At 72.5% G+C, this 25,716-nt stretch carries 19 protein-coding genes; 10 read left to right on the plus strand and 9 right to left on the minus strand.

Going from position 1 to position 25,716, the window contains the following annotated elements:
- Nucleotides 1-192 precede the first annotated feature (192 nt).
- The 4 genes from BJ965_RS23250 to BJ965_RS23265 all read right to left on the minus strand — a co-directional run bounded on the left by BJ965_RS23250 (nucleotide 193) and on the right by BJ965_RS23265 (nucleotide 6,342).
- A complete protein-coding gene (locus tag BJ965_RS23250) occupies nucleotides 193-1,944 on the minus strand; it encodes an LCP family protein (protein ID WP_184910430.1) in 1,752 nt (583 codons plus the stop codon).
- A 233-nt stretch (nucleotides 1,945-2,177) separates the two neighbouring features.
- Nucleotides 2,178-3,920, minus strand: a complete 1,743-nt coding sequence (locus BJ965_RS23255) for an LCP family protein (RefSeq protein ID WP_184910431.1) — start codon at nucleotides 3,918-3,920, stop codon at nucleotides 2,178-2,180.
- A gap of 241 nt (nucleotides 3,921-4,161) precedes the next feature.
- Nucleotides 4,162-5,352, minus strand: a complete 1,191-nt coding sequence (locus BJ965_RS23260) for an LCP family protein (protein ID WP_184910432.1) — start codon at nucleotides 5,350-5,352, stop codon at nucleotides 4,162-4,164.
- Nucleotides 5,353-5,571: 219 nt separating this feature from the next.
- Nucleotides 5,572-6,342 (minus strand): TIGR03089 family protein, encoded by a 771-nt coding sequence (locus BJ965_RS23265; protein ID WP_184910433.1) that lies wholly within the window; start codon nucleotides 6,340-6,342, stop codon nucleotides 5,572-5,574.
- A gap of 149 nt (nucleotides 6,343-6,491) precedes the next feature.
- Between BJ965_RS23265 and BJ965_RS23270 the strand changes: the two genes are divergently transcribed.
- Nucleotides 6,492-7,955 carry a peptidoglycan recognition protein family protein gene (locus tag BJ965_RS23270; protein ID WP_184910434.1) on the plus strand — a complete coding sequence of 488 codons (1,464 nt, stop codon included), beginning with the start codon at nucleotides 6,492-6,494 and terminating at the stop codon, nucleotides 7,953-7,955.
- Between the two features lie 134 nt (nucleotides 7,956-8,089).
- The gene (locus BJ965_RS23275) at nucleotides 8,090-9,172 is read left to right on the plus strand and encodes a mannose-1-phosphate guanylyltransferase (protein ID WP_030844681.1); all 1,083 of its coding nucleotides are present in this window, start codon (nucleotides 8,090-8,092) and stop codon (nucleotides 9,170-9,172) included.
- 258 nt (nucleotides 9,173-9,430) lie between these two features.
- On the opposite strand, the gene BJ965_RS23280 is transcribed toward BJ965_RS23275, so the two are convergent.
- The 4 genes from BJ965_RS23280 to BJ965_RS23295 all read right to left on the minus strand — a co-directional run bounded on the left by BJ965_RS23280 (nucleotide 9,431) and on the right by BJ965_RS23295 (nucleotide 13,480).
- The gene (locus BJ965_RS23280; protein WP_376777935.1) at nucleotides 9,431-10,465 is read right to left on the minus strand and encodes a DNA-3-methyladenine glycosylase family protein; all 1,035 of its coding nucleotides are present in this window, start codon (nucleotides 10,463-10,465) and stop codon (nucleotides 9,431-9,433) included.
- A 62-nt stretch (nucleotides 10,466-10,527) separates the two neighbouring features.
- Entirely contained in the window at nucleotides 10,528-11,883 is a 1,356-nt protein-coding gene (locus tag BJ965_RS23285; protein ID WP_184910436.1) for a coenzyme F420-0:L-glutamate ligase, read from the minus strand.
- The gene (gene cofD, locus BJ965_RS23290) at nucleotides 11,880-12,839 is read right to left on the minus strand and encodes a 2-phospho-L-lactate transferase (RefSeq protein WP_184910437.1); all 960 of its coding nucleotides are present in this window, start codon (nucleotides 12,837-12,839) and stop codon (nucleotides 11,880-11,882) included. Before cofD ends, BJ965_RS23285 begins: the two co-directional genes overlap by 4 nt.
- 134 nt (nucleotides 12,840-12,973) lie before the next feature.
- Entirely contained in the window at nucleotides 12,974-13,480 is a 507-nt protein-coding gene (locus BJ965_RS23295; protein ID WP_184910438.1) for a cysteine dioxygenase, read from the minus strand.
- 656 nt (nucleotides 13,481-14,136) lie between these two features.
- Here BJ965_RS23295 and BJ965_RS23300 point away from each other — a divergent pair.
- From BJ965_RS23300 to BJ965_RS23310, 3 genes are all read left to right on the plus strand, one after another.
- Nucleotides 14,137-14,400 (plus strand): WhiB family transcriptional regulator, encoded by a 264-nt coding sequence (locus BJ965_RS23300; protein ID WP_010034659.1) that lies wholly within the window; start codon nucleotides 14,137-14,139, stop codon nucleotides 14,398-14,400.
- A gap of 163 nt (nucleotides 14,401-14,563) precedes the next feature.
- Nucleotides 14,564-18,217, plus strand: coding sequence for a glycosyltransferase family 2 protein (locus BJ965_RS23305; protein WP_184910439.1), 3,654 nt, complete (start codon nucleotides 14,564-14,566; stop codon nucleotides 18,215-18,217).
- On the plus strand, nucleotides 18,214-19,758 hold the full coding sequence (locus tag BJ965_RS23310; protein WP_184910440.1) for a DUF5719 family protein: 1,545 nt from the start codon (nucleotides 18,214-18,216) through the stop codon (nucleotides 19,756-19,758). Before BJ965_RS23305 ends, BJ965_RS23310 begins: the two co-directional genes overlap by 4 nt.
- Before the next feature lie 78 nt (nucleotides 19,759-19,836).
- Here BJ965_RS23310 and BJ965_RS23315 read toward each other — a convergent pair whose 3' ends face one another.
- Nucleotides 19,837-20,292 (minus strand): metallopeptidase family protein, encoded by a 456-nt coding sequence (locus BJ965_RS23315; RefSeq protein ID WP_184910441.1) that lies wholly within the window; start codon nucleotides 20,290-20,292, stop codon nucleotides 19,837-19,839.
- A gap of 294 nt (nucleotides 20,293-20,586) precedes the next feature.
- On the opposite strand from BJ965_RS23315, the gene BJ965_RS23320 reads away from it, so the two are divergent.
- The 5 genes from BJ965_RS23320 (at nucleotide 20,587) to BJ965_RS23340 (ending at nucleotide 25,693) form a co-directional block, all read left to right on the plus strand.
- Nucleotides 20,587-21,009 (plus strand): DUF3499 domain-containing protein, encoded by a 423-nt coding sequence (locus BJ965_RS23320; protein WP_030844668.1) that lies wholly within the window; start codon nucleotides 20,587-20,589, stop codon nucleotides 21,007-21,009.
- A 120-nt stretch (nucleotides 21,010-21,129) separates the two neighbouring features.
- A complete protein-coding gene (locus BJ965_RS23325) occupies nucleotides 21,130-22,746 on the plus strand; it encodes an L-lactate permease (protein ID WP_184917476.1) in 1,617 nt (538 codons plus the stop codon).
- A 103-nt stretch (nucleotides 22,747-22,849) separates the two neighbouring features.
- The gene (locus BJ965_RS23330) at nucleotides 22,850-24,214 is read left to right on the plus strand and encodes a phosphomannomutase/phosphoglucomutase (protein ID WP_184910442.1); all 1,365 of its coding nucleotides are present in this window, start codon (nucleotides 22,850-22,852) and stop codon (nucleotides 24,212-24,214) included.
- Nucleotides 24,215-24,282: 68 nt separating this feature from the next.
- Nucleotides 24,283-24,453 carry a Trm112 family protein gene (locus tag BJ965_RS23335; RefSeq protein WP_078615182.1) on the plus strand — a complete coding sequence of 57 codons (171 nt, stop codon included), beginning with the start codon at nucleotides 24,283-24,285 and terminating at the stop codon, nucleotides 24,451-24,453.
- 112 nt (nucleotides 24,454-24,565) lie between these two features.
- Nucleotides 24,566-25,693 carry an SIS domain-containing protein gene (locus BJ965_RS23340; RefSeq protein WP_184910443.1) on the plus strand — a complete coding sequence of 376 codons (1,128 nt, stop codon included), beginning with the start codon at nucleotides 24,566-24,568 and terminating at the stop codon, nucleotides 25,691-25,693.
- The last annotated feature ends 23 nt before the right edge of the window (nucleotides 25,694-25,716 follow it).

Consider the following 25,716-nt stretch of genomic DNA (forward strand, 5'->3'; position numbering starts at 1 on the left):
GACCGCCCCGCGTCGTGTTCGGATCACGGGTGACCCGCGTCCGCCCGGACCACGGGTTCCCCCGCTGCTCCGCCGGAGCACGGTCGTCCCCGCTCCTGGTTGGACCACTGACATGCCCGGTCGGATGTACACCCGGCCGATTCGTCCGGGCATGCTCCGTCCACCTGTGAGACGCAGAATGGGACGCTCAGGTCACTTCGCGCACTCGACCTTGTCGGCCGTGGCCTTCTGCACGTCCTCCGGCACCTTCGCCGGAGTCGTGAGCGGCACGCCCGCACCCTCGAAGTCCTTGCCCAGGGTCAGCGTCATCGCGGGGACGCCCTGGGAGTTGGTCACGCTCTCGCCCGGCTTCAGCGCGGCACCGGACAGACCCATGACGGCGGCGAGCCGGCGTGCCTGGTCGGCCTGGTCGGGCGCGTACTCCAGCGTGGTCTTCGCCAGCGGCTGCTCGGCGTTGCCCCCGTTCTCGGACTTGGTCACGCCCTGCTGGACCTGGAGCCAGCTGAGGGTCTCCTGCGCGCTGCCGGCGACGGCACCGCCGTTGAGGATCCGCACCCGCACCTCGGAGGCCGGCGCCTTGGTGCCCTTCAGCCGGGCGGCCTCGGCGGCCTTCTCCCTCTTCTTCTCCTGCTTCACCTCGGTCAGCGACACGTCGTCCCGGACCATCGCGAACAGCTGCTGGGCCTGGGGCTCCTTCAGAACCACCGTGGCCTTGACCTTCTCCGCCGGATTGTCGACGACGGGGACGGTGGCGAACGTGAGGTTCTTCGTGTCGAACTTGCCCAGCTCGGCCCCGAGATCGGCCAGCTTCTTGATCGTGCTGATCTGGGAGTCGACGGTCAGCGCCTTGGTGCCCGCCTCCGCCAGCTTGATCATCTTCGACGGGCTGGTGAGGGTGTCGTTGGACTTCAGCTTGCGCATCATCGAGCCCAGGAACTGCTGTTGCAGCTCGATCCGGCTCAGGTCGCCGCCGAAGCCCACGGAGTGCCGGGTGCGGACGAAGGCCAGGGCCTCCTCGCCCTCGATCGTGTGCTCGCCCTTGGGCAGGTCGAGCTTGGAGTCGGGGTCCTTGATGTCCTTGGCCAGACACACGTCGACCCCGCCCACCGCGCTGGTCAGCGTCTTGACCGCGTTGAAGTCGGCCACCATGAAGTGGTCCATCTTCAGCCCGGTCAGCTCGGTGATCGTGCGCATGGTGCAGCTCGGCGTCCGCTCCTCCTGCCCGAGGCTGTTGTTGAAGCGCACGCGCTGCTTGCCCGGGATGACCTTCTCCGAGCCGTCCTCCTGCGTCGTCGGACAGTCCGGGATGTCGGTGATCAGGTCGCGCGGGATGCTCAGCACCGTCGCGTTCGAACGGTCCTTGGAGACGTGCAGCACCAGGGTGGTGTCCGCGTGCCCGGCGCTGTTCTTGTCGCCGTAGCCCTCGTTGCCCTTGCCGGTGCGCTTGTCGGTGCCGATCAGCAGGATGTTGATCGCGCGGTCCTTGCTGAACCCGCCGGTGCCGGCGCCGTCGTCGGAGACGGACGTGATGTTGTCGTTGAGGTGCTCGTAGTAGAGGTACGCGGCCCCGCTCGCCGCGACCAGGACGAAGGCCAGCGTGCCGCCGGTCCAGATCAGGGCCTTCTTGCCCTTCGCCTTCTTCTGCACCGGACGGCGCCCGCGGCGCCCCGCGGCCGCATCGGCCGGGGCGCCGGGGCGTCTGCGCGGGGAAGGAGCCTCGGCGTCGGGTGCCGCCGCACCGGAGCGCCGGGAGGGGGCGGTCCGGCGGGTACGGGCCGCTCCCGCCGCTCCGCTCGGGCCACGGCCACCGGGACGGGGCCCGGGGACGGACGACTGCGCTGCGGAAGGGGCCAGTCGCAGCTCGTATTCGCCGGTGTCCGGGTTGAGTACCCACTGGTCTGCGGGATCGATGTCGCCCGCCCGCCCACGGCCTTGCGCGTCCACGGTTGCCTGATTCCTCCGTCGGGCCACGCGGCGCCCTCCCCCGGAAGACGCACGGTGCTGGTCAAGCAGTGCACGCCCCCAGGACGGAGCTCATGGGTGAGAGCACTGGATCGCACACACTATCCGCACACTTCGGCGTCAAGCGACGTGGGTGACAAATTCCACGTTCTCACAACTGGGCAATCCCGCCCATTTGTTTGAAGGAACTTCGGCGAACGCGAAGGACATTCACGTCACTTGGCGCACTCCACCTTGTCGGCGGTGGACTTCTGCACGCCCTCCGGCGCCTTTGAAGGCGCGGTGAGGGGGACCCCCGCCTCCTCGAAGTCCTTGCCGAGGGTCAGTGTCATCGCGGGCAGCCCCTGGGAGTTGGTCACGCTCTCGCCCGGCTTCATCGCGGACCCGGACAGGCCCATGATGGCGGCGAGACGGCGGGCCTGGCCGGCCTGGTCCGGCGCGTACTCGAGGGTGGTCTTCGCCAGCGAGGCCGGTGCGTTGCCGCCGTTCTCCGACTTCGCCACACCCTCCTCGTTCTGCAGCCAGCTCAGCGTCTCCTGCGCGCTGCCGGCGACGGCACCGCCGTTGAGGATCCGCACCCGCACCTCCGAGGCCGGGGCCTTGGTGCCCTTCAGCCGGGCGGCGACCGCCGCGGCCTCCTTCTTCTTCTGCTCCTTGACGGCGGTGAAGGAGACATCATTCTTGATCATGTCGAAGACCTGCGGAGCCGTCGACTCGTTCAGCACGACCGTGGCCTTCACCTTCTCCGTCGGATTGTCGATGACCGGAACGGTGGTGAACGTCAGGTTCTCGGTGTTGAGCTTGCCCAGCTCCAGGCCGAGGTCCTTCAGCTTGCCGATGCTGTCCAGCTGCGAGTCCACGGTCAGTGCCTTGGTGCCCGCCTCGGCCAGGTCGAGCATCTTCGACGGGCTGGTGAGGGTGTCGTTGGACTTGAGCTTGCGCATCAGCGCGCTCAGGAACTGCTGCTGCAGCCCGATCCGGCTCAGGTCGCCGCCGAAGCCGACGGCGTGCCGGGTGCGCACGAACGCCAGGGCCTGCTCGCCCTCGATGGTGTGCGTGCCTTTGGACAGCTTGAGGTGCGAGTCCGGATCGTCGAGGTCCTTGCCCACGCAGACCTCGACCCCGCCGACCGCGCTGGTCAGCGTCTTGACCGCGTTGAAGTCCGCGACCATGAAGTTGTCCGGCTTGACCCCGGTCAGCTCGGTCACGGTCCGCATGGTGCAGCTGGGCGTACGGCCGTCCTGGCCGAGGCTCGTGTTGAAGCGGACCTGCCGCGTGCCCGGGATGATCTTCTGGGTGCCGTCCTCCTGCGTCGTCGGGCAGTCCGGCACGTCGGTGATCAGGTCACGCGGGATGCTCAGCGCGGTCGCGTTCGAACGGTCCTTGGAGACGTGCAGCAGGATCGTGGTGTCGGCGTGCCCGACACTGCCCGCGTCGCCGTAGCTGCCGTTGCCCTTGCCGGTGCGCTTGTCGGTGCCGATCAGCAGGATGTTGATGGCCTTGTCCTTCTGGAAGCCACCGGTGCTCGCGCCGTCGTCGGAGACGGACGCGATGTTGCCGTTCAGGTGCTCGATGTAGAAGTACGCGGCGCCCGCACCGGCGACCAGCACGAACGCCATCGTGCCGCCGGTCCACAGCAGGATCTTCTTGCTCTTCGAGGCCCTCTTCGCCGGACGCCGTCCGCGCCGGCCCGGCAGCGGCTCCTCCGGCGCCCCACGGCGCCGGCGCGGTGGCGGCACCGCGCGCCCGGGTGTCTCGGTTCGCGACCGGCCGGGGGACTCCCTACGGCCGCGCGCCGGCGGGGCCGCCTCGGAGGGCCTCGGCCTGCGGGGCGCGGGGACGCCCGACTGCGCTGTGGAAGTGCCCAGTCGCAGTTCGTATTCGCCGGTGTCCGGGTTGAGTACCCACTGGTCTGCGGGGTCGATGTCGTCCGCCCGCCCACGGCTTTGCGCGTCCACGGTTGCCTGATTCCTCCGTCGGGGCACGCGGCGCCTTCCCCTCCAAGGCGCTCGGGTCTCGGTCACTCAGTGCGCGACCTCAGGACCGTCCCTCAGAGCCGGGCGCACCGGATCGCTCACACTAACCGCCCCATTCCGCGCCGAGCTACGACGGTGACCCATTCCACGTCCCTACACCTGGGCAATTCGCCCATTTCCAAAGTGAAGAGTTCATTGCCTTGGAGTGGCCTTGGTGCCCGCTTTACTCACAGGTGTCCTCGGCTGCCGTGTTCCCCCGAAACGTCGGTGGAGGAGAAACGGTGACGGCGGGTCCGCGATAAGGGCCCGGATGCGAATCCCCGTACGCCCCGTCACGCGTGTCGGGGAGCCTCAGCGGGGCGTGACGTCGCGGGCCGTTCCCCTCGACGACCACCGGCCCGTCCGTCCGCAGCCGCTCGAAGAGCCTCTCCGCCGCGGGCTCCACGAGTTGATCGCGATTGGCGTCGTACGCATACGACTCCCTGGGGACGGTCAGGAATTGCACTTGTTCCATGGGGATGTCGCGCAGGCCACGCACGAGTTCGTACAAACCGCGCAAGCTCGCCAGTTTCGGGTCCGTGGTGAGAGAGGACGTGGCGGCGTCCAGCACGGGATACAGCTTCGCCGGATTCAGCAGGACGTCGTTGCTGCGCACCTTGTTGGCGAGTGCCCCGAGAAAACGCTGCTGCCGTTCCATCCGCTCGGTGTCACTGCCGTCGCCGAGGGTCTTGCGGGCACGGACGTAGCCGAGGGCCTGCTCGCCGTTCAGCGTCACGCGCCCGGCGGGCAGTCGCAGCTTGGCGGCCCGGTCGTCGATCGGCTCCCGCAGGCACACCTGGACGCCGTCGACCGCGTCGACCATCTTCTTGAAGCCGTGGAAGTCGACGACGACGTGATGGTCGACGCGGATGTCGGTCAGCTTCTCCACGGTCCGGATGGTGCAGGCCGACCCGCCCAGCTGGAAGGCCTGGTTGAACATGGCGAACCGGGGCGCGCTGCGCGAGCCGTCCGGGCGGCGGCAGCCCGGCAGGTTCACCATCAGGTCCCGGGGGAGGGAGACGGCGGTGGCGCTGCCCCGGCCCGCGGACAGGTGCAGCAGGATCGTGGTGTCGGACCGCTCGGTCCCGGAGTCACGCCCGTAGCGGGCGTTGTCGCGCCCCTCGCGCGAGTCCGACCCGATCAGCAGGATGTTCCGCGCGTCCTTGACCAGGGAAGTGGGCCGCTCCTTGTCGTACCGCGCGAGCTCGGCCGCGGCGGCCTCGTCGGGCGTGATGTTGCCGCTGAGCTTGGCGTAGACGGCCCAGCCGACCCCGCCGGCCACCACGAGGAGGGTCGTGGCCCCGAACGCCGTGATCCGCACCCACCGCCGCCGGCGCCGCCGCACCAGCCCCCGCCCGCTGGCGGACGCCCCCATGCCAGGACCGACCCTGTAGCCCACGGCAGCAACCACCCCTCCTGACGTAGGAACGCCCCGCGCGCACTGCTCCTACGACCATGGCGCGGTTGGAGGGCGGGGGGTGGGTGGGGATGGGCCGAACGGGGGAGTGCACTCCCGGCTCGCCCGGCGCCTGCTGTGTCGGGGGTCGCCCGGCGCCTGCTGTGTCGCGGGTGGCCGTGGTGCCCGCTCGCTCCTCTAGTGGCCCGCCGCGCCGTGAGCGATCGTCGTGACCCGCTCGCTCTCCACCCGCTTGTCCAGCACCCCGTCCCCGGCCTGCTCCAGATGCCGGCACAGCACCACGGAACCTCCGGTGGCCAGCGGCCCGTACAGACCCGCGTGCAGTCCCTCCCACGTGTCGTACGGCAGCCCCGACAGGATCCGCGACCCGGGTCCGGTCAGCCCCAGCGCCGTCGCCTCGGCCCGGGCCCGCTCGACCACCTCGGCCCCGCTGAACTCCCGCCCGGCCACGATCAGCGCGGGCTCCTCCGGATCCACGGGTGCGTACGGCACGAACCGGTCACCCTGCCCCGGCACCTCCACCGCGTAGTCGGCGAAGCCCTCGGGCGCCTGCGGGAACCGCCCTCCAAGGGGGCGCAGCGCCATGGCGATCCGCGCACCGGAGCACACCCGGGCCTCCTCCAGCCGGTCCGGCCCGCTCACCACGACGTCGGCCGCCCGGGCATCCCCGGACACGTCCGCGACGACACCCACCGACGCACACGCCAGCAGCCACACCGCCGTCTGCCAGTGCGCGGGCAGCAGCAGTGCCACCCGGTCCCCCGGCTCGACGGACAGCTCGTCCTGGAGGAGGTTCGCGGTCTTGGCCACCCAATTGGCGAAGGTGGCCACGGACAGTTCGACCCGTTCGCCCGTGGCGTCGTCGTAGAAGGTCACCAGGGGGCGTCCCGGATCCGCGGCGAGCGCGGAACCCAGCAGGTCGGCAGGGGTGCGATCGGTGGCGTTCACCGCGCAAGCGTACGCAACGCACGGGCCCCCGCCCAACGGCCCGCCCAGCGCTCCACCGCCAATCCGCCACCGGTTCGGCCGAATCCCGACCGACGACCCGTCAACTCCCAAATGGACAGACTTATACGACTATGTCCAAGATCAGGGGCATGCGTGGATTCCTTGCTTCCTCGATCGGTGTCACCTGTGCGGCCGCTCTGGCCCTTCCCCTCACCCCTCCCGCCCTCGCGGCGACGGCGAGACCGGTGCCGGCCGCGGAAGCCGCGAGACCCGCGCCCCACGCGGGGACCCCGGCCACGACCCCGGCCGCCCGACGCGCCGCTGAGCCGTCCGCCGCCGGCAGCACCCAGTCCCTCCCCCTCCACCCCCTCACCCGCGAACGCGCCACCCCCTCCGCCCCCGCCGCCGAACAGGGCCTGTCCCGCCGCGCCGTACGCCACTTCTCCCTCGTCGGCGTCGTCTGGGACGACCCGGACGCCGAACTGCACGGCCGCGTCCAGGTCCGCACCCGCACCGCCGGCACCGGCACCTGGTCGGGCTGGCAGGACGTCGAGACCCACAACGCCGACCACGCCGCCGACCGCGACACCCCCGAGAGGGCCTCGGGCCGCGTCCGCGGTGCCACGGCCCCGCTGTGGGTCGGCGACTCCGACGGCGTCGAACTCCGGGTCCGCTCCGAGTCCGACGACTCGGCAGCCGACTCCGCCGGGCCCGCACCGGGCGCCCGCAACCTGCCCGCCGCGCCCCCGCTGCCCTCGGGGCTGCGCCTCGAACTCGTCGACCCCGGCGAGGACGACGGCGCTTCCTTCGGCGACGAGGAGGAGCCCCGCGCCGCCGGCGGCGCGAACGCCGGGACCTCGGCCCTCACCGAGGCCTCCGCCGTCAACGCCGACCTCGCCCCGATCGGCGCCGCCGAGATCGCGGCCCTCGGCCGTACCGAGACCGAGCAGGAGTACCTCGCTCTCAACGCCGGCGAGCTGACGGAGCGGCAGCTGCGGGCCAAGCCGTACGTCGGCCCGCGCCCGGGTATCGTCACGCGGCGCGGCTGGGGGGCGAACGAGGGGTTGCGGGAGAGCGGCTTCCGGTACACGAAGAAGGTCAAGGCGGCCTTCGTGCACCACACGGCCAGCGGCAACAACTACCGCTGCTCGCAGGTCCCCTCACTCATCCGCAGTATCTACCGCTACCACGTCAAGAGCATGGGCTGGCGGGACATCGGCTACAACTTCCTCATCGACAAGTGCGGAAAGATCTACGAGGGCCGCGCCGGGGGCGTGGCGAAACCGGTCCTCGGCGCACACACGCTGGGTTTCAACAGCAACAGCATGGGGATCGCCGTCCTCGGGTCGTACGGCGCCACCAAGCCGTCGAAATCCGCGGTCAAGGCCGTCGCCCGGCTGACCGCGTGGAAGCTGGGGCTGTACCGGGTGAACCCGAAGGGGAAGACAACCCTGAAGTCGGCCGGCAGCAATCTCCACCGAAAGGGTAAGAAGGTACGGCTGAACGTGATCTCGGGGCACCGGGACGGCTTCAGGACCGAGTGCCCGGGACGCAAGCTCTACGGAAAGCTCGGCTCGGCCCGCTCCAAGGCGGCCCGCTACCAGGGCCGCTGAGTACACGTTCACCGCCGTCGGGGGGCAGCGGGGCGGCATGCCGCACGGCCAGCGAAGGCGCCACGGAACGGTCTGCATACACTGACCGGCCGAAAGACAGTTCGGCCGGTCCCGGCAGGAAGCAGAGACGACACGTGACTGAAGCGATCCTCCTGGTCGGCGGCAAGGGCACCCGGCTGCGCCCGCTCACGGTGCATACGCCCAAGCCCATGGTCCCGGCGGCCGGGGTGCCCTTCCTCACGCACCAGCTGGCGAGAGCGAGAGCCGCGGGTGTCGAGCACATCGTCCTGGCCACGTCCTATCTGGCCGAGGTCTTCGAGCCGTACTTCGGTGACGGCGCCGCGCTCGGGCTGCACATCGAATACGTCACGGAGGAGGAACCGCTCGGCACGGGCGGTGCCATCCGCAACGTGGCCTCCCGGCTGCACTCCGGGCCCGACGACCCGGTCCTGATCTTCAACGGCGACATCCTGACCGGCCTGGACATCCGCGCCCTGGTCGACACCCACGAGACGACGGGCGCGGACGTCTCCCTGCACCTCACCAAGGTCACGGACCCGCGCGCCTACGGCTTGGTCCCCACGGACGACACGGGCAGGGTTCAGGCCTTCCTGGAGAAGCCGCAGACGCCCGAGGAGATCGTCACCGACCAGATCAACGCGGGGGCGTACGTCTTCCGCCGCTCGGTCATCGACGCGATCCCGCTGGGCCGGCCGGTGTCGGTGGAACGGGAGACCTTCCCCGGTCTCCTCTCGGCCGGGGCCCACCTCCAGGGCATGGTCGACTCGACGTACTGGCTGGACCTGGGCACCCCGGCCGCCTTCGTCCGGGGCTCGGCGGACCTGGTCCTCGGCCGGGCCCCGTCGCCCGCCGTCCCCGGCCGCTGCGGCGACCGCCTGGTCCTGCCCACGGCCCAGGTCGCCTCCGACGCGAAGCTCGCGGGCGGCACGGTGGTGGGAGAGGGCGCCTTCGTCGCCGAGGGCGCGCGGATCTTCGGCAGCACGATCCTGCCGGGCGCGGTCATCGAACCGGGCGCGGTCATCACCGACTCCCTGATCGGCACCCGCGCCCGCGTCGGCCAACGCTCGGTCCTCACCGGCACGGTCATAGGCGACGGCGCGGTCATCGGCCCCGACAACGAACTCCTGGAGGGCGCCCGCATCTGGTGCGACGCTCGCATACCGGCCGGAGCGGTCCGCTTCTCCTCCGACCAGTAGACCGAGAGGCCGCGACGGGCCCCCGGCGACGGGTATGTGCAGCCGCCTGGCTGCGGCCGGCCGTGTCCCCCGCGGGCATGCGGCAGCCGCCCAGCTGCGGGCATGCGTGCCGCTGGGGGCGGCACGGGTGGGCGCAGCGGCACCCCGCCTCGCCGGGTTGCGAAACGTCCCGCCTCCAGCACAAACGCCGAGCAACCCGCTCCCGACGGGCCGTGCGCAGCGGCCCGCCCCAACGCCCCCGCACCCGGAACCGACAGCTCACAACTGCCCGATATCCCACCGAGGCATCTTCGGCGCCCGCCGCGCCGGCACCCTCCCGCTCAACAGAATCAGCCGAGCCGCCCGATGCCGCTGCCCCGCATACGGCTCCAGCAGCTCCAGCATCACCGCGTCATCCGCATCCCGGTCCCCGGCCAGCGCCCACCCCACGATCCCGGGCAGATGCAGATCCCCCACCGTCACCTCGTCCGCAGCCCCATGACTGCGCTGCACCGTCTCCGCGGACGTCCACGGCCCGACCCCCGGCACGAGCTCCAGCCGCGCCCGAGCCGCCCCGGGCTCCATCCCCACCGCCTGCTCCAGCCGCGCAGCGACCCGCACGGCACGCAGAATCGTCGACGCCCGCTTGTTGTCGACCCCGGCCCGATGCCACTCCCACGACGGAATCAACGCCCACGTGCGCGGCGCCGGCATCACGTACATCCGCACCGGCGCGGGCCCCGGCGCCGGCTCCCCGAACTTCCGCACCAGCAGCCGCCATGCCCGGTACGCCTCATCGGTCGTGACCTTCTGCTCCAGGATCGACGGGATCAGCGACTCCAGCACGAGCCCGCTCCGCGTCAGCCGCAGCCCCGGCCGCCGATGCCGCGCCGACGCCAGCAGCCGGTGCCGCGGCACGAACGCCGACGGATCGTCCGCGGCCCCGAGCAGCTCCGGCAACCGCTCCAGCAGCCACTCCGCCCCGGGCCCCCAGGCCTCGCCGCGCACTCCACCGCCGTACGCGCACACCCGCAGCGTCCCCGGCCCGGCCGGAGTGAGACTGGTCCGCCACACGGATCCGTCCGGCGTCGCCCGGAACGTCGGGTCGCCGGGCCCGCGCCGCAACGGCCCGAGCACCAGGCCGAGATCCAGCGGCCCGTCCGGCACCCACTCCCGCACCCGCCTCGGCCCCGTGGCCTGCCGCGGCACCCTCGCGGGCACGGAGACATGCCCACCGCGCACCGGCATGGGGGTACCTCCCACGCCTTTCGGGCTGTGGGGGAGCGTGGGCCGCGGAGCGAACCGTCCTGCCATGAATGACGTCCCTGGGATCCGTGAGGAGCAGTCCTACGATCGTAGGCGCCGCCCGGCAGCCGTCACCGCACCTCGATGAACGCCCCCGCGTCCCGCTCGGGCCGCGGCCGCGGGTCCTGCGCCGGATGCCCGACCGCCACCGCCCCCATCGGGTCCCAGTCCGCGGGCAGCTCCAGCACCTCGCGCACCACGTCCCGGCAGAACATCGTCGACGACACCCAGGCCGACCCCAGCCGCTCCCCGGCCAGCGCGACCAGGAAGTTCTGCACGCCGGCACCCGTGGCGACGACGAACATCTCCCGCTCGGCGCCGTCCCGCCGCGGGTCACCGTAGGTGTGCGAGCCGTCCATGACCAGGAAGGGGACGACGAGATAGGGCGCGTTGCGTAGCACGTCCCCGCGCCGGACCCGCTTGGCGATGGACTCCTCGCTCTTGCCGTCCCGCCGCAGATCGGTGATCCAGGCGTCCCGCATGGCGTCGAGCAGCCGGGTCCGCGACTCCCGCGACTCCAGCAGGACGAACCGCCAGGGTGTCGTGTGGTGCGGGGCCGGCGCCGTCACGGCGGCGGCCACGGCCCGCCGTACGGCATCCGCGTCGACGGGCTCGTCCGTGAAGGACCGGACCGTACGCCGCTGGGTCACGGCCAGCCGTACCGCCTCGGAGGTGCCGAGGCGGAACATGTCGTCGCGCGCGCCGCGGACCATCGCCCGTGCTCCCTCGCCGTCGCCGCCCTCCGCCACCAGGTGCGGGAGACCGCGCACCACGGCGACGGGCAGCCCCGCGGCCTTGCCCTTCACCAGGTCGCCGGCGGCGGCGAGTTCGTCGGCCGTCGCGACGACGGTGGCGCTCAGCGGATTGCCGTACGCGTCCGCGCCGCCGCGCAGATCGTCGAGCACGCGCACTCCGGCGGCGCCGATAGCGACGTCCGTGAGCCCGGCCCGCCAGGGCCGCCCGAACGTGTCGGTGACGACGACCCCGACGTCGACGCCGAGCGCGTCGCGCAGCCCCTCGCGGACGGCGCGGGCGGAGGCGTCCGGGTCCTCCGGCAGCAACAGCACCGTCCCGGACGGGGTGTTGGACGCGTCCACCCCGGCCGCCGCCATGATCAGGCCCTGCCGGTTCTCGACGATCCGCAGGGCGCCGCGCCGGGCCACCACCCGGACCGTCTCCGCGTCGATCGCGGCCTCCCGGTCGGCGGCACGGACGATCCGGCCCTCCGCCTTGGAGACGATCTTCGAGGTGACGAGCAGCACGTCCCCGTCGGCAAGGCCGGGCTCGGCGGCGGCGATCAGCTTGGCCAGGTCGTCCCCGGGAGCGACCTCCGGTATGCCGCCCACGGCCCACACCCGGTACCCGTCGGCGCCCCGCTCCGCGTCGGTGACCTCGGCACGCGCCTCGGGGGAGGAGTCAGCGCTCACGCCCCCCGCACCTCCTCGGCCAGCGCCAGCGCCTCCTGTGCCATCCGTGCGGTCGCGTCCGTGTCGCTCATCATCAGCGGCACGGCCCGGCAGCGGATCCCGGCGGCCTCGACCCGCTCCACCGCGCTCGCGTCCACCGAGTCGACGAGCCAGCCGTCCAGCAGGCCCGAGCCGTAGTGCTCGGCCACCGCCGTCGCGGTCGCCTCGACACCCACGGCGGCGAGCACCTTGTCGGCCATGCCCCGCACGGGCGCGTCACCGACGATGGGGGAGAGGCCGACGACCGGCACCCCGGCGTCGGCGATCGCCTCCCGGATGCCGGGTACGGCGAGGATCGTGCCGATCGACACGACCGGGTTGGACGGCGGGAAGAGGATCACGTCCGCCTCGCCGATGGCCTCCAGGACGCCCGGCGCGGGCTTCGCCTGGTCGGCGCCCACCGGCACGACGGCCCGGGCGGGCACCGAGGCGCGCAGCCGCACCCAGTACTCCTGGAAGTGGATCGCCTTGGTCTCGCCGTCCATCTCGACGGCCACATGGGTCTCGACGCGGTCGTCGGACATGGGGATCAGCCGTACGCCCGGCTTCCAGCGGTCGCACAGCGCCTCCGTCACCGCGCTCAGCGGGTATCCGGCGCCGATCATCTGCGTCCGCACGATGTGCGTGGCGAAGTCGCGGTCGCCGAGACCGAACCACTCGGGCCCGACGCCGTAGGCCGCGAGCTCCTCCTTGAGGTGGAAGGTCTCGTCGGCACGACCCCAGCCCTGCTCCTCGTTGATGCCGCCGCCGAGCGTGTACATCACCGTGTCGAGGTCCGGGCAGACCTTCAGCCCGAAGAGGTGGATGTCGTCCCCGGTGTTGCCGATGACCGTGATGTCCGCGTCCGGGACCGCCCGCTTCAGACCACGCAGGAACCGGGCACCGCCGATGCCGCCTGCCAGAACCACAATGCGCATGGGAGCCAGTCTTGCAGGCGCCTACGACAACCCGTCGGCGGTCTCGGCAACCCGTTGGCGGTCTCGGCAACCGGTCGGCGGCTTCGGCAACCCGTCGACGGCTTCCATGAACCGTCGGCGCCCGCAGAGACGGGTCAGGCGGTCAGCGCACCCGGCATGGTGCGGGCCTCGCAGTGCGGAGCCGTGTGCATCGGCATCTCCGTGAGGCCCGGGTAGTAGACGTGCAGGCTCACCGCAGGCTCCAGCGCGTCGTTGACGACTTCGTGCACGTACCCCGGCGCGAACACGCGCTGCGCGCCCGCCCGCAACGCGCGCGTGCCCCGCTCCGTGCGCTCGGTCAGCGTGCCGTCCAGGACGGTCAGCACACCGGAGGACGGGCCGTGGTCGTGCGGTCCGCTGCCCTGGCCGGGCACCCAGGACAGCAGCCACACCTCGTAGCCGGGGCCGGTGCGCAGCCGGTGGTACCAGCGGCTGGCCGCGTCGTAGCGGACGAGGTGCTCCCACTGGGAGCGGTCCTCGGCGAGGGAGCGGGCGAGTCCGACGAACTCGGCGACGGTGGCCGGGTGCTCGCGCGGGGTCTGGAGGAGGTGGGTGACTTCGAGGATGTCGCCGGCGATCTGGAGGTCGCTGTCGCTGTTCATGGGGTGCGTGGTTCCTCAGTGAAAGGAGGTCAGAGGGAACGGGAGCCGAGATACGGGTGGCTCGGCCTTCAGCTGGAGCGGGTGGGGCTCAACAGCTGGAACAGCAACAGCTACAGCGAGCGCGGGCAGCACCGTGGGACCCGGCGGTGCGGGTCGAGGTGAGCGCCAAGTTCGCGAGCATGCCCACAAGGACACCGGTTCACACCTTCACTGTCAACTCGACACCCGGTATGTGGGATGTGGTTCACCTCATCCGGTCGATCGCTCAGATGAAAGGTTTGTTCATGGCCCGCCCGGGACACATGGCGTCCAACCGGGCGCACAAACCCCGTTGCGTACTCGTGATCCGACTGTGATCCGTTTCGCTTCGGCGTGCGTGTCGGAACGAGATCGAACTCCTGGGCGTCCTTCTCCGTACGGGTCCGCAAGGGGTCCGTCGGAAGGTGTGGGCCCTGCGGGCTCCGTCCGTGTGTCAGGTTTTATGGTGATTTGAACACTTTCCGCATGGGCTTGGTTCCGCAGAGTGAATAAGGGGCTCAATAGCAGATCTCGGCTTGACTCGCCCGTAGCAGCACACTTGTAATTTCACTCGTGTCGTTCAGCCGGAATCGGTAACGGCTAGATCACGGGGACGCGAAGACAGACGAGGGGCGCACATGACCGAGACGGTGCAGCAACTGCTGGTCGACGACGCGGACGAGGAACTCGGCTGGCAGGAGCGCGCGCTGTGCGCCCAGACCGACCCCGAGTCCTTCTTCCCCGAGAAGGGCGGCTCGACCAGGGAGGCCAAGAAGGTCTGCCTCGCCTGCGAGGTCCGCTCCGAATGCCTCGAGTACGCCCTCGCCAACGACGAGCGGTTCGGCATCTGGGGCGGCCTGTCCGAGCGGGAGCGCCGTCGGCTGAAGAAGGCCGCCGTCTGACCCTCACCCCCTCTTCGTGAACGGCCCGTCGCCCGTGGGTTATCCACAGGCGGCGGGCCGCCTTCCGTGCAGCCGATAGTGTGGTCGCTCGTCCGAGACGCCCCGCCGCCCCCACCGGGCGCAGGCGTCCACCGCAGTCCACCGAACCGGGGCCCGTACCTCGATGTCCGTGCACAGCCACTCGGCAGCTCATCACGACACCGCTGCCACACCTGAGTTCCCGCGTCATGTGGTGACCGCGGTCCTCGTCTCCCACGACGGCGCCCGCTGGCTGCCCGACGCGCTCGCCGGACTGCTCGGCCAGGAGCGGCCCGTCCAGTACGCGATGGGTGCCGACACCGGCAGCGCGGACGCCTCCGCCCAGCTGGTCACCGACGCCCTCGGCGCCGACCGGGTGCTGCACCTCGCCCGCCGCACCGGCTTCGGCCAGGCCGTCGAGGAGTGCGGCCGCATCGCCCCGGTCCTCACCCCGGACGAGCTGCCGTACCTGAAGCGCCCCAGCGGCTGGGACCCGGTCACGCGCTCGTGGCGCGACGACGCCTACGACCTGCCCGAGCTGCCGCACGGCGAGCCGGTGCAATGGCTGTGGCTGCTGCACGACGACTGCGCCCCGGACCCGGACGCCCTGGCCCAGCTGCTGCGGGTCGTGGAGAACGAGTACGAGCTGGGCCGCGAGGACGTGGCCGTCGTGGGCCCCAAGCTCCGCGGCTGGTACGACCGGCGGCAGCTGCTGGAGGTCGGCGTCTCCATCGCCAACTCCGGCCGCCGCTGGACCGGCCTGGACCGCCGTGAACAGGACCAGGGCCAGCACGACCACGTCCGGACCGTGCTGTCGGTGTCCACCGCCGGCATGCTCGTCCGCCGTGACGTCTTCGAGCAGCTCGGCGGATTCGACCGCCACCTGCCCCTCATGCGCGACGACGTCGACCTGTGCTGGCGCGCCCACGCGGCCGGCTACCGCGTCCTGGTCGCCCCCGAGGCGGTCGTCCGGCACGCCGAGGCATCCAGCCGCGAGCGCCGCACCGTCGACTGCATGGGCCGTACGGCGGCCTCCCCGCACAAGGTCGACAAGGCCGGCGCCGTCTACACCCTGCTCGTCAACTCGCGTACGGCCGTGCTCCCCTGGGTGATGCTGCGGATCGTGCTCGGCACCCTGCTGCGCACCGTGGCCTACCTCGTAGGCAAGGTCCCCGGACAGGCCCTCGACGAGATCCGCGGCCTGCTGGGCACCCTGCTGCGGCCCGAGCGGATCCTCGCCGGGCGCCGCGGCAGAGGCGCGCCCCAGATCGACAAGGGCGAGCTGCGGGCCCTGTTCCCGCCGCCCGGCGCGACCGTCCGCGTCACCGTCGAGCAGGTCGCGAGCAGCCTCGTCGGCCGCTCGGACCCGGAGGTCGCGGCCGGTGCCGGACGGCACGGCAGCGCCGTGGAGTCGGGCCCCGGCGGCGACGACGCCGACTTCCTGGAGATCGAGCAGTTCGCCCGGCTCAAGCGCATCGCGCGCAAGCCGGGCCCGGTGCTCTTCCTGGTGCTGCTGCTCGTCTCCCTGGCCGCCTGCCGCCAGCTCCTGGGCGGCGGCGCGCTCGCGGGCGGTGCCCTCCTGCCCGCCCCGGCCGACTCCGCCGAGCTGTGGTCGCGCTACCTGGACGCCTGGCACCCGGTCGGCGCCGGTGGCACCTCGCCGGCCCCGCCGTACGTCGCGCTCGTGGCGATGCTGGCGTCCCTGCTGTTCGGCTCGACCGGTCTGGCCGTCACGGTCCTGCTCGTCGGCTCGGTGCCGCTGGCCGGTGTCGCCGCCTACTTCGCCTCCCGCCCGCTCGTCGAGTCCCGGCTGCTGCGCGCCTGGGCGGCCGTCGTCTACGCCTTCCTGCCCGCCGCCACCGGCGCCCTCGCCGGCGGCCGCATCGGCACCGCCGTCCTGGCCTCCCTGCTGCCGCTCATCGCCCGCGCGGGCATCGCGGCCGGCGGCCTGACGAACTCCTCCGGCTCCCGCGGCAGCTGGCGCGCCACCTGGGCCTACGCCCTGTTGCTGACCATCACCACGGCCTTCACGCCGATCGTCTGGCCCATCGCGCTGCTCCTCGGCGTCGGACTGCTGGTGCTGCGCCGGAGCGACATCACGGCCTACGGGTTGCGGTTCCTCGCCCAGCTCGGCACACCCCTGCTGCTCCTCGCGCCCTGGTCGCTCACGCTGCTCCCGTTCGGCTTCCTCGGGGAAGCGGGCCTCGCCTACGGGTCCTCGGCGGCCTCCGCCGTCGACCTGCTCGGCGCCAGCCCGGGCGGCCCCGGCACCGTCAGCGGCCTCATGCTCATCGGCATCGTGCTGGCCGCCCTCGCCGCCCTGGTCCGCTCGGAGCGCCAGTCGGGCATCTGGACGGCCTGGGCGGTCGCCCTGGTCGGCTTCGTCTTCGCGGTCCTGTCCAACAACTCCACCTGGGCCGGCCCGGCCACCCTCGTCTACGGCCTCGCCCTCCTGGCGGCCGCCGCGCTCGGCGCCGACGGGGCACGCGCGCGTGTGGCCGAGCAGAGCTTCGGCTGGCGCCAGCCGGTCGCCGTACTGATCGCCTTCGCCTCCGCCGCGGGCCCGCTGCTCATCGCCGCCGGCTGGATGATCCGCGGCGCCGACGGACCCCTGGAGCGGCGCGACCCGACCCAGGTCCCCGCGTTCGTCGCCGAGGAGAGCGGCACCCGCGACCAGGCCCGCACCCTCGTCCTCGACAGCGACTCCGGCGCCCACGTCGGCTACATGCTGGTCCGCGGCTCCGGCGCCCGCCTCGGCGACGGCGAGATCGCCGCGGCCGACGGCGAGAACGACAGGCTCGACAAGGTCGTCGCCAACCTGGTCGCGGGCTCCGGCGCCGACCAGGCCGACCAGCTCGGCGGCTTCGCCGTGCGCTACGTCCTCGTCCACCAGGGCGCCCCCCGCGAGGTCACCCGCGTCCTGGACGCCACGCCCGGTCTGACCCGGCTCAGCCAGCAGGCCGGTGGCGCCCTGTGGCGCGTCAACCGGGAGGTCGCGCGCGCCACGATCGTCCCCGCCTCCGGCACCCCGCAGCCCGTCGCCGCCGGGCCCGTGGACATCCACACCACGATCCCGACCGGCGCCGGTGGCCGCGTGCTGCGCCTCGCCGACGCCGCCTCCGACGGCTGGTCCGCCACGCTCGACGGCAAGCCGCTGACCCGCACCACGGTCGACGGCTGGGCCCAGGGCTTCGAACTCCCCGCCACCGGCGGCAGGCTGGACGTCACCTACGACGACCCGATCGGCCACACGGCCTGGCTGTGGGCCCAGGGTGTCCTCGCCGTCGTCCTGGTCGTGCTCGCCCTGCCCGGCCGGCGCCGCGACATCGACGACGACCTCCCCGAGGAGCCGCCCGTCCCGGCCCAGGCCGTCGCCGGCGAGGGCCGCCGCGCCCGCCGCCTGCGCGCCCAGGCCGAAGCCGAGGCCGAAGAGACCGCGGGCCCCGAGGAGTTCCCGCCCCCGCAGCCGGAGCAGCCGCCTGCGGCGGTGCCCCAGCAGCAGAACCACGGTGAGTGGGACAACGCCGGCTACCAGCCCGGCGAGTACGCGGGCTACGGCGACCAGTACCAGAACGCCCCGTACCCGGCGGACGCCTACGGGCAGCAGTACCAGGCGGACCCCTACCAGGGCGGCCAGTACGACCCGTACGCGTACGGCGGACAGGGCCAGAACCAGCCGTACGACCAGCAGGGCTACGACCAGGCCTACCAGCAGGGTTACGGCGCGCCGTACGACCCGGCGCAGCAGCACCACCCCCACGGCACGGGCAGTGAGCGTCCCGACGGGAGCCAGCAGTGAACCGCACCACCCTGTCCCTGATCGCCGGCACGACCGCGCTCGCCGCCGTCACCGGCTTCGCCGCGCTGTCCGCTCCGGACGCCCCGGGCACGGACACCGCCGCCGAGGCGGCCGCCCAACTGCCCGTGGAGCGCACGAGCCTGCTGTGCCCGGCGCCCAGCGCGTCCGACCTCGCCGAGACGTCCTACACCTCCTTCACGCCTGTCACGAAGGGCACCGGGAGCGGCGGCAAGGCCGAACTCCGGGAGGCCGCCGAGGAGTCGGCCGACGCCCCGGCCGACGGCGAGGGCAAGGGCAAGGGCAAGGGCAAGGGCAAGGGCGACGGGAAGTCGGGCGAGGACAAGCCCGCGAAACCCGTGTTGACTTCCGAGGAGCCCGGCAAGCCGGTCACCGGCGACAGTTCCGGCGGCGACGCACCCGCCCTCGTCGGCACCGCGGACGGCAGGTTCGCGCCCGGCTGGACCGTCCAGGAGACGACCGAGGTCGCCGCGGGGACCGGACGCGGCCTGCAGGGCGTCAACTGCACCGCCCCGGACACCGACTTCTGGTTCCCCGGCGCCAGCACGGACGCCGACCGCACCGACTACGTCCACCTGACGAACCCCGACGACTCGGCCGCCGTGGTCGACCTCGAGCTCTACGGCAAGGACGGCGCCCTGAAGTCCGCGGTGGGCGAGGGCATCACGGTCCCGCCGCACTCCAGCGAGCCGGTCCTGCTGTCCACCCTCACCGGCGAGCGGCAGACCAACCTCACCGTGCACGTCAACGTCCGCAGCGGACGCGTGGGCGCCGCCGTGCAGGCCCTGGACGACAAGCTCGGCGGCGACTGGCTGGCCGCGTCCACGGACCCGTCGGGCAGCCTGGTCCTGCCCGGCATCCCCGAGGACGCCACCTCCGTGCGCCTGGTCGCCTTCACCCCCGGCGACGCCGACGCGGACCTGAAGGTGCGCCTGGCCTCCCCCTCCGGGCCGATCACCCCGGCCGGCCACGAGACGGTGCACGTCAAGGGCGGCATGACCAGCGCCGTCGATCTGGGCGACGTCACCCGCGGCGAGGCGGGCTCCCTGGTGCTGACCCCGACGGACCGTTCCGTGCCGGTCGTGGCGGCCCTGCGGGTCGTACGCGGCAAGGGTGACAAGCAGGAGACGGCGTTCATCCCGGCCACTCGTCCCGTCGGCACGCGCGCGACGTCCGCCGACAACAGCCGCAAGGGCAGCACCCTCTCCCTGACGGCCCCCGGCGCCGCCGCCACGGTCAAGGTCACCGCCTCGGCCGGCAGCGAGGGCGGCACCCCGGTGTCGAAGACGTACACGATCAAGGCCGGCACGACCCAGGACATCGAGCCCCAGGTTCCCGGCGGCCTGAAGGGCACCTACGCGCTCACGGTCGAGACGGTGTCCGGCGGCCCGGTCTACGGGGCCCGCACCCTGACGGCGAGCGAGGGCGGCGTCCCCGCCTTCACCGTGCAGACACTGCCGGACGACAGGGGGACGGTGGCGGTGCCGGAGGCGGACGAGGATCTGTCGGTGCTCCAGCGGTAGGGCTGCGGCCGGAGCGGGTCCGCCGGCCGGCGGACTTCCGGCCGCGGTCCCGCCGGCCCCGGTCCTCGCCGTGTACTGCTAGCCCTGGTCCTCGCCGTACCGCGGATCCACCGTCTCCGGCGTCAGTCCGAGCAGCTCGGCGACCTGCTCCACGACGATCTCGTGCACCAGTGCCGCCCGCTCGTCGCGCCCCTTGGTGCGGATCTCGACCGGCCGCCGGTAGACGACCACGCGCGCGGGGCGGCCCTCGTGCGCGCTGATCGTGCCGCCGAGCGGAACCGCCTCGTCGTTCCACGCCTGGCCCGGCCCGTCGAGCCGCGGCACTTCGAGGACCAGGAAATCGATGTCGGCGAGTTGCGGCCACCGCCGCTCCAGGCGCTCCACGGAGTCCTGCACCAGATCGGCGAACGCCTCCGAGCGGCTCGCGGCGAGCGGCACCTGCGGTGGTGCGATCGGGCCGCGCATGCCCCGTCCGTGGCGATCACGACGGCGGGGCCCGGGGGCGGCGGCACGGGGCGTTACGGGCTTGTCCATCACTGGTGAAGGGTAGTCCCCGCCGCGCCCCCGTGCCCGGCACCGCACGTCGGCACGGACGGCTTCCGGCCGCGCCACGGGACATGTCGTTACATGACCATTCAAGCCAAGGTTGGGCTCAAATCCGTATCCCGTCGAGACTGACGACCTCACGGCAATTGAGGGTTTTATGGCGACTCTTGATCGCTTGCGGGATCGTCGGACACCTCGGACGGTGATGTCCTGCCAGGTCAGAAAGGTGCGTCCAAAAGAGTGTGTGGGGTGTTTCACAGCACGACACGGGGGAGTGACCTGGTGGAGAGTCGTCGCGGCCCGCTCAAGAGTGCGGTACCGTCCAACGTCGTGAGCCCTGTACGTCGCTGTTCGCGCACCGCTTGCGGCCGTCCCGCCGTCGCGACGCTGACGTACGTCTACGCCGACTCGACCGCGGTCCTCGGCCCGCTCGCCACCTACGCCGAACCCCACTGCTACGACCTGTGCGCCGAGCACTCCGAGCGCCTCACCGCCCCGCGCGGCTGGGAGGTCGTCCGGCTCCTCGACGGCTCGGCCCCTGCCCGCCCCAGCGGCGACGACCTGGAAGCGCTTGCGAACGCCGTGCGTGAGGCGGCACGCCCCCAGGAGCGGGCGGCCGGGGCGGGCGGCGGGGGTCGCGGGGCCGACCCGAGGGAAGTCGCACGGCGCGGGCATCTGCGCGTCCTGCGTTCGCCCGACAACTGATCTCCGCCTCCCGGCTTCTCCACGCGCGCACCCATTGACGCGCGTTTGGCGCGGACATGACCATTCTGTTGTGAGGCTGCGAGAAATCGCTTTCGCATGACGGAAACCGGGGAGGCGCCCGTGTACGTCCAGAAACTGGAACCCGTCGCCGGCTCGCTCGGCCTGTCCGCCCTGGTGGCTGCCCTTCCCCTGGTGATCGTCCTGGTCCTGCTCGGCGGCGTCCGCATGAAGGCGCACCTGGCGGGCCTGACCGGCCTCCTCGCCGCCGTCCTCGTCGCCTGGCTCGCCTACGGCATGCCGCTCGGCCAGACCCTCTCCAGCGGCGCCCAGGGCGCCGTCTTCGGTCTTTTCCCCATCCTGTGGATCGTCGTCAACGCCCTGTGGGTGTACCGGATGACCGTCCGCACCCGGCACTTCGACATCCTGCGCCGGTCCTTCGGGCGGCTCTCCGACGACCCGCGCATCCAGGCCCTCGTCATCGCCTTCTGCTTCGGGGCGCTGCTGGAGGCGCTCGCCGGCTTCGGGGCGCCCGTCGCGATCAGCGCGGTCATGCTGGTCGCCCTCGGCTTCGAACCGGTGCGCGCCGCCGTCGTCGCCCTGGTCGCCAACACCGCGCCGGTGGCCTTCGGCGCGATGGGCACACCGGTCGTCACGCTCGCCCAGGTGACCGGGCTGCCGCTGGACGCCGTGGCGTCCGTGGTGGGCCGTCAGACACCGCTGCTGGCCCTCGTGGTGCCCCTGGTGCTGGTCTGGCTCGTGGACGGCCGACGCGGCCTGCGCGAGACCTGGATGCCCGCCCTGGCCTGCGGAGTCGCCTTCGCCGTCGCCCAGTTCGCCGCCTCCAACCACGTTTCCGCCCAACTCGCCGACATCGGCGCCGCCCTGGCCGGCGCGGGCGCCCTGATCGCCGTACCACGCGCGCGTGTGCCCGCAGCCGAGTCCGTGCGCGCCTCCGTGCTGACCGGCGCCCGCAGCGAGGAACTCGACGAGGAGGACCCGCCCCGCGAGGTCCTGCGCGCCTACGCCCCCTACGCGCTGATCGTCGTGATCTTCTCCGCCGCGCAGATCCCGCCCGTCAAGGACCGGCTCGCCCGGACCACCCAGACCTTCGACTGGCCCTTCCTGGCCGTCGCCGGCCCCGACGGCGAACCGGTCGCCGGCAACGTCTTCAGCTGGCCCGTCGTGTCGACCGGCGGCACTCTCGTCCTGCTCGCCGGGATTCTCACGGCCGCCGTCATCGGGGTCCACGCGCGCGCGGCGGTCGGAGAGTGGCTCGCGACCGTCCACGAACTGCGCTTCGCGATCCTCACCGTGACGTCCGTCCTGGCCCTCGCCTACGTCATGAACCTCTCCGGGCAGGCGGCGACCATCGGCCACTTCGTGGCGGCCGCCGGAGCCGGGCTCGCGTTCCTGTCTCCCGTTCTCGGCTGGTTCGGCGTCGCCGTGTCCGGCTCGGACACCTCCGCCAACGCCCTCTTCGGCGCCCTCCAGGTGACCGCCGCCCGCGAGTCCGGACTCTCGCCGGAGCTGCTGGCCGCCGCCAACAGCTCCGGCGGCGTCCTCGGCAAGATGATCTCCCCGCAGAACCTCACCATCGCCTGCGCGGCCGTCGGACTCGCGGGCCGCGAGGGCGACTTGCTGCGCAAAGTACTGCCGTGGAGCCTGGGCCTGCTGCTGGTGATGTGCCTGATCGTGGTCGGCCAGAGCACCCCGGTCCTGGGCTGGATGCTGCCCTGACCTGAGGTTACGGCTGGGGGTCGTATGGGCGTCCGCCCGGCGCGCTGTCGGTGGGCGAGGGTAGTTTGGGCGGACCGACAGTACTTTTTCAGGAAGGTTGGCCGTGGCTGCTGATCTGTCGCAGGTCGTGAAGGCGTACGACGTACGCGGGGTCGTCCCCGACCAGTGGGACGAGTCCCTGGCCGAGCTCTTCGGGGCGGCCTTCGTGCGGGTCACCGGCGCGAGCGCCATCACGACGGGGCACGACATGCGGCCCTCCTCACCGGGCCTGTCGCGGGCCTTCGCGCGCGGGGCGGCCGCCCTGGGCGCCGACGTGACGGAGATCGGCCTCTGCTCGACGGACCAGCTGTACTACGCCTCGGGCGCGCTGAACCTGCCGGGCGCCATGTTCACCGCCTCCCACAACCCGGCGCAGTACAACGGCATCAAGATGTGCCGCTCGGGCGCCGCCCCGGTCGGTCAGGACACCGGCCTCGCGCAGATCCGCGAACTGGTCGAAGGCTGGAGCGAGTCGGGCGCCCCGGAGCCGGCCGCGAAGGCGGGCACCATCACCGGCCGCGACACGTTGTCGGACTACGCGGCCCATCTGCGCTCCCTGGTCGACCTGACCGCCATCCGCCCCCTGAAGGTCGTCGTCGACGCGGGCAACGGCATGGGCGGGCACACGGTCCCCGAGGTCTTCGCGGGCCTGCCCCTGACCCTGGTGCCGATGTACTTCGAACTCGACGGCACCTTCCCCAACCACGAGGCCAACCCCCTCGACCCCGCCAACCTCGTCGACCTGCAGCAGCGGGTCCGCGAGGAGGGCGCCGACCTGGGCCTCGCCTTCGACGGCGACGCCGACCGCTGCTTCGTCGTCGACGAGCGCGGCGAGCCGGTCTCCCCCTCGGCGATCACCGCCCTGGTCGCCTCCCGCGAACTGGCCCGGCACGGCGGCAAGGGCACGATCATCCACAACCTGATCACCTCCTGGTCGGTCCCCGAGGTGGTCAAGGAGAACGGCGGCACACCGGCCCGCACCCGCGTCGGCCACTCCTTCATCAAGGCCGAGATGGCCCGCACCGGCGCGATCTTCGGCGGCGAGCACTCCGCGCACTACTACTTCCGCGACTTCTGGAACGCCGACACGGGCATGCTGGCCGCCCTCCACGTCCTCGCGGCCCTCGGCGGCCAGGACGGCCCCCTCTCCTCCCTCGTCGCCCAGTACGACCGCTACGCGGGCTCCGGGGAGATCAACTCCACGGTCGCCGACCAGCAGGCCAGCCTCATCGCCATCCGCGCCGCGTACGAGGCCCGCGAGGGCATCACCCTCGACGAGCTCGACGGCCTCACGGTCTCCTCCGCCGACTGGTGGTTCAACGTCCGCCCGTCCAACACGGAGCCGCTGCTCCGCCTGAACGCGGAGGCGCGGGATGCCGAGACGATGGCCCGGGTGCGCGACGAGGTGCTGGGGATCATCAGGGGCTGAGGCCCCGCCCCCACCGGCGGTAACCTGACCAGGCACGACCCAAGCGCCCGCACCTCGAAGGAACCCCTATGCCCCTCGAATCCGGCCTCCTCGAGATCCTCGCCTGCCCGGCCTGCCACTCCTCCCTCACGGAGCAGGACACCGAACTGATCTGCACCGACACCAGCTGCGGCCTGGCCTACCCCGTCCGCGACGGCATCCCCGTCCTGCTCGTCGACGAGGCCCGCCGCCCCGACTGACCGACCGGGGGCGCACGCACCCCGCGACACACCGGTGCACATACCCCCCGGCACAGCGGGCACGATCCAGGACACCCTCACAACGGACCCCGGCGATGGGAAGCTGCCGCCCATGCTCGACGAATCGCTGCTCGACTCCCCGGAGGGCCTCGCCGAGGCCGACCACCGCGGACTGCTCCGCGGCGCCGCAGAAGCCGGCGCCCGCGTCCGTACCGCGGCCCGCCACGCCGCCGAGGCGGGAGTCAACGACCTCAAGCCGGACGGCCGCCCCCGCGCGGTGCTCATCGCCGGCCCGGGTGCCGCGGCCACCCACGCCGCCGACCTCATCGGCACGCTCGCCGGTCCCGGCAGCCCGGTCATCCGCCTCGCCCCCACCGGCGTCGCCCCCGCCGCGGGCGCCCTGCGCTGGGAGCTGCCCGGCTGGGCCGGCTCCGTGGACCTCCTGCTGATCACCACCCCGGACGGCACCGAACCCGGCCTGTCCCTGCTCGCCGAGCAGGCCTACCGCCGCGGCTGCACCGTCGTGGCCGTGGGCCCCGCCCGTACCCCGCTCGCCGACGCCCTCGCCGGCGTGCACGGCCTGTTCGTCCCGGTGGCGACCGCCCCCTACGACCAGGAAGAGCCCCTCGCCGCGTCCGCCCCTGGCGTCCTGTGGGCCCTGCTCACCCCGCTGCTCGCGCTCCTGGACCGCACGGGCGTGCTCGCCGCCCCGCCGGAGACCCTCGGCAAGGTCGCCGACCGCCTCGACCTCGTCGCCGAGCGCTGCGGCCCGGCCATCGCCACGTACAGCAACGCCGCCAAGACCCTGGCCGCCGAACTCTCCGACGCGCTCCCGATCGTCTGGACCGAGGGCGTCTCGGCCGGCCCGGCAGGCCGCCGCTTCGCCGCGGCCCTCGCCGAACTGTCCGGCACCCCCGCGGTCGTCGCCGAGCTCCCCGAGGCGCTCGCCGCCCACGGCGCCCTGCTCGCCGGCCCACTGGCCGCCAGCGCCGACCCCGGCGACTTCTTCCGCGACCGCGTGGAGGAACCGCCCGCCCTGCACGCGCGCGTGGTCCTGCTCCGCGACCGCCCCATCGGCGGGCTCACCGCCGCCCCCAGTGCCCGCGAACTCGCCCTCAGCCACGACACACCGATCAGCGAGCTCGAACCGGAGGCCGGCGGCGAACTGGAGACCCTCGCGGAACTGATCGCCATCACGGATTTCGCCGCGGTTTACCTGGCGCTCGCTTCGAGGGCCTGATCTTGCCCGGGACAGCCTGACGC

This window comes from Streptomyces luteogriseus (assembly GCF_014205055.1).
Taxonomy (GTDB): domain Bacteria; phylum Actinomycetota; class Actinomycetes; order Streptomycetales; family Streptomycetaceae; genus Streptomyces; species Streptomyces luteogriseus.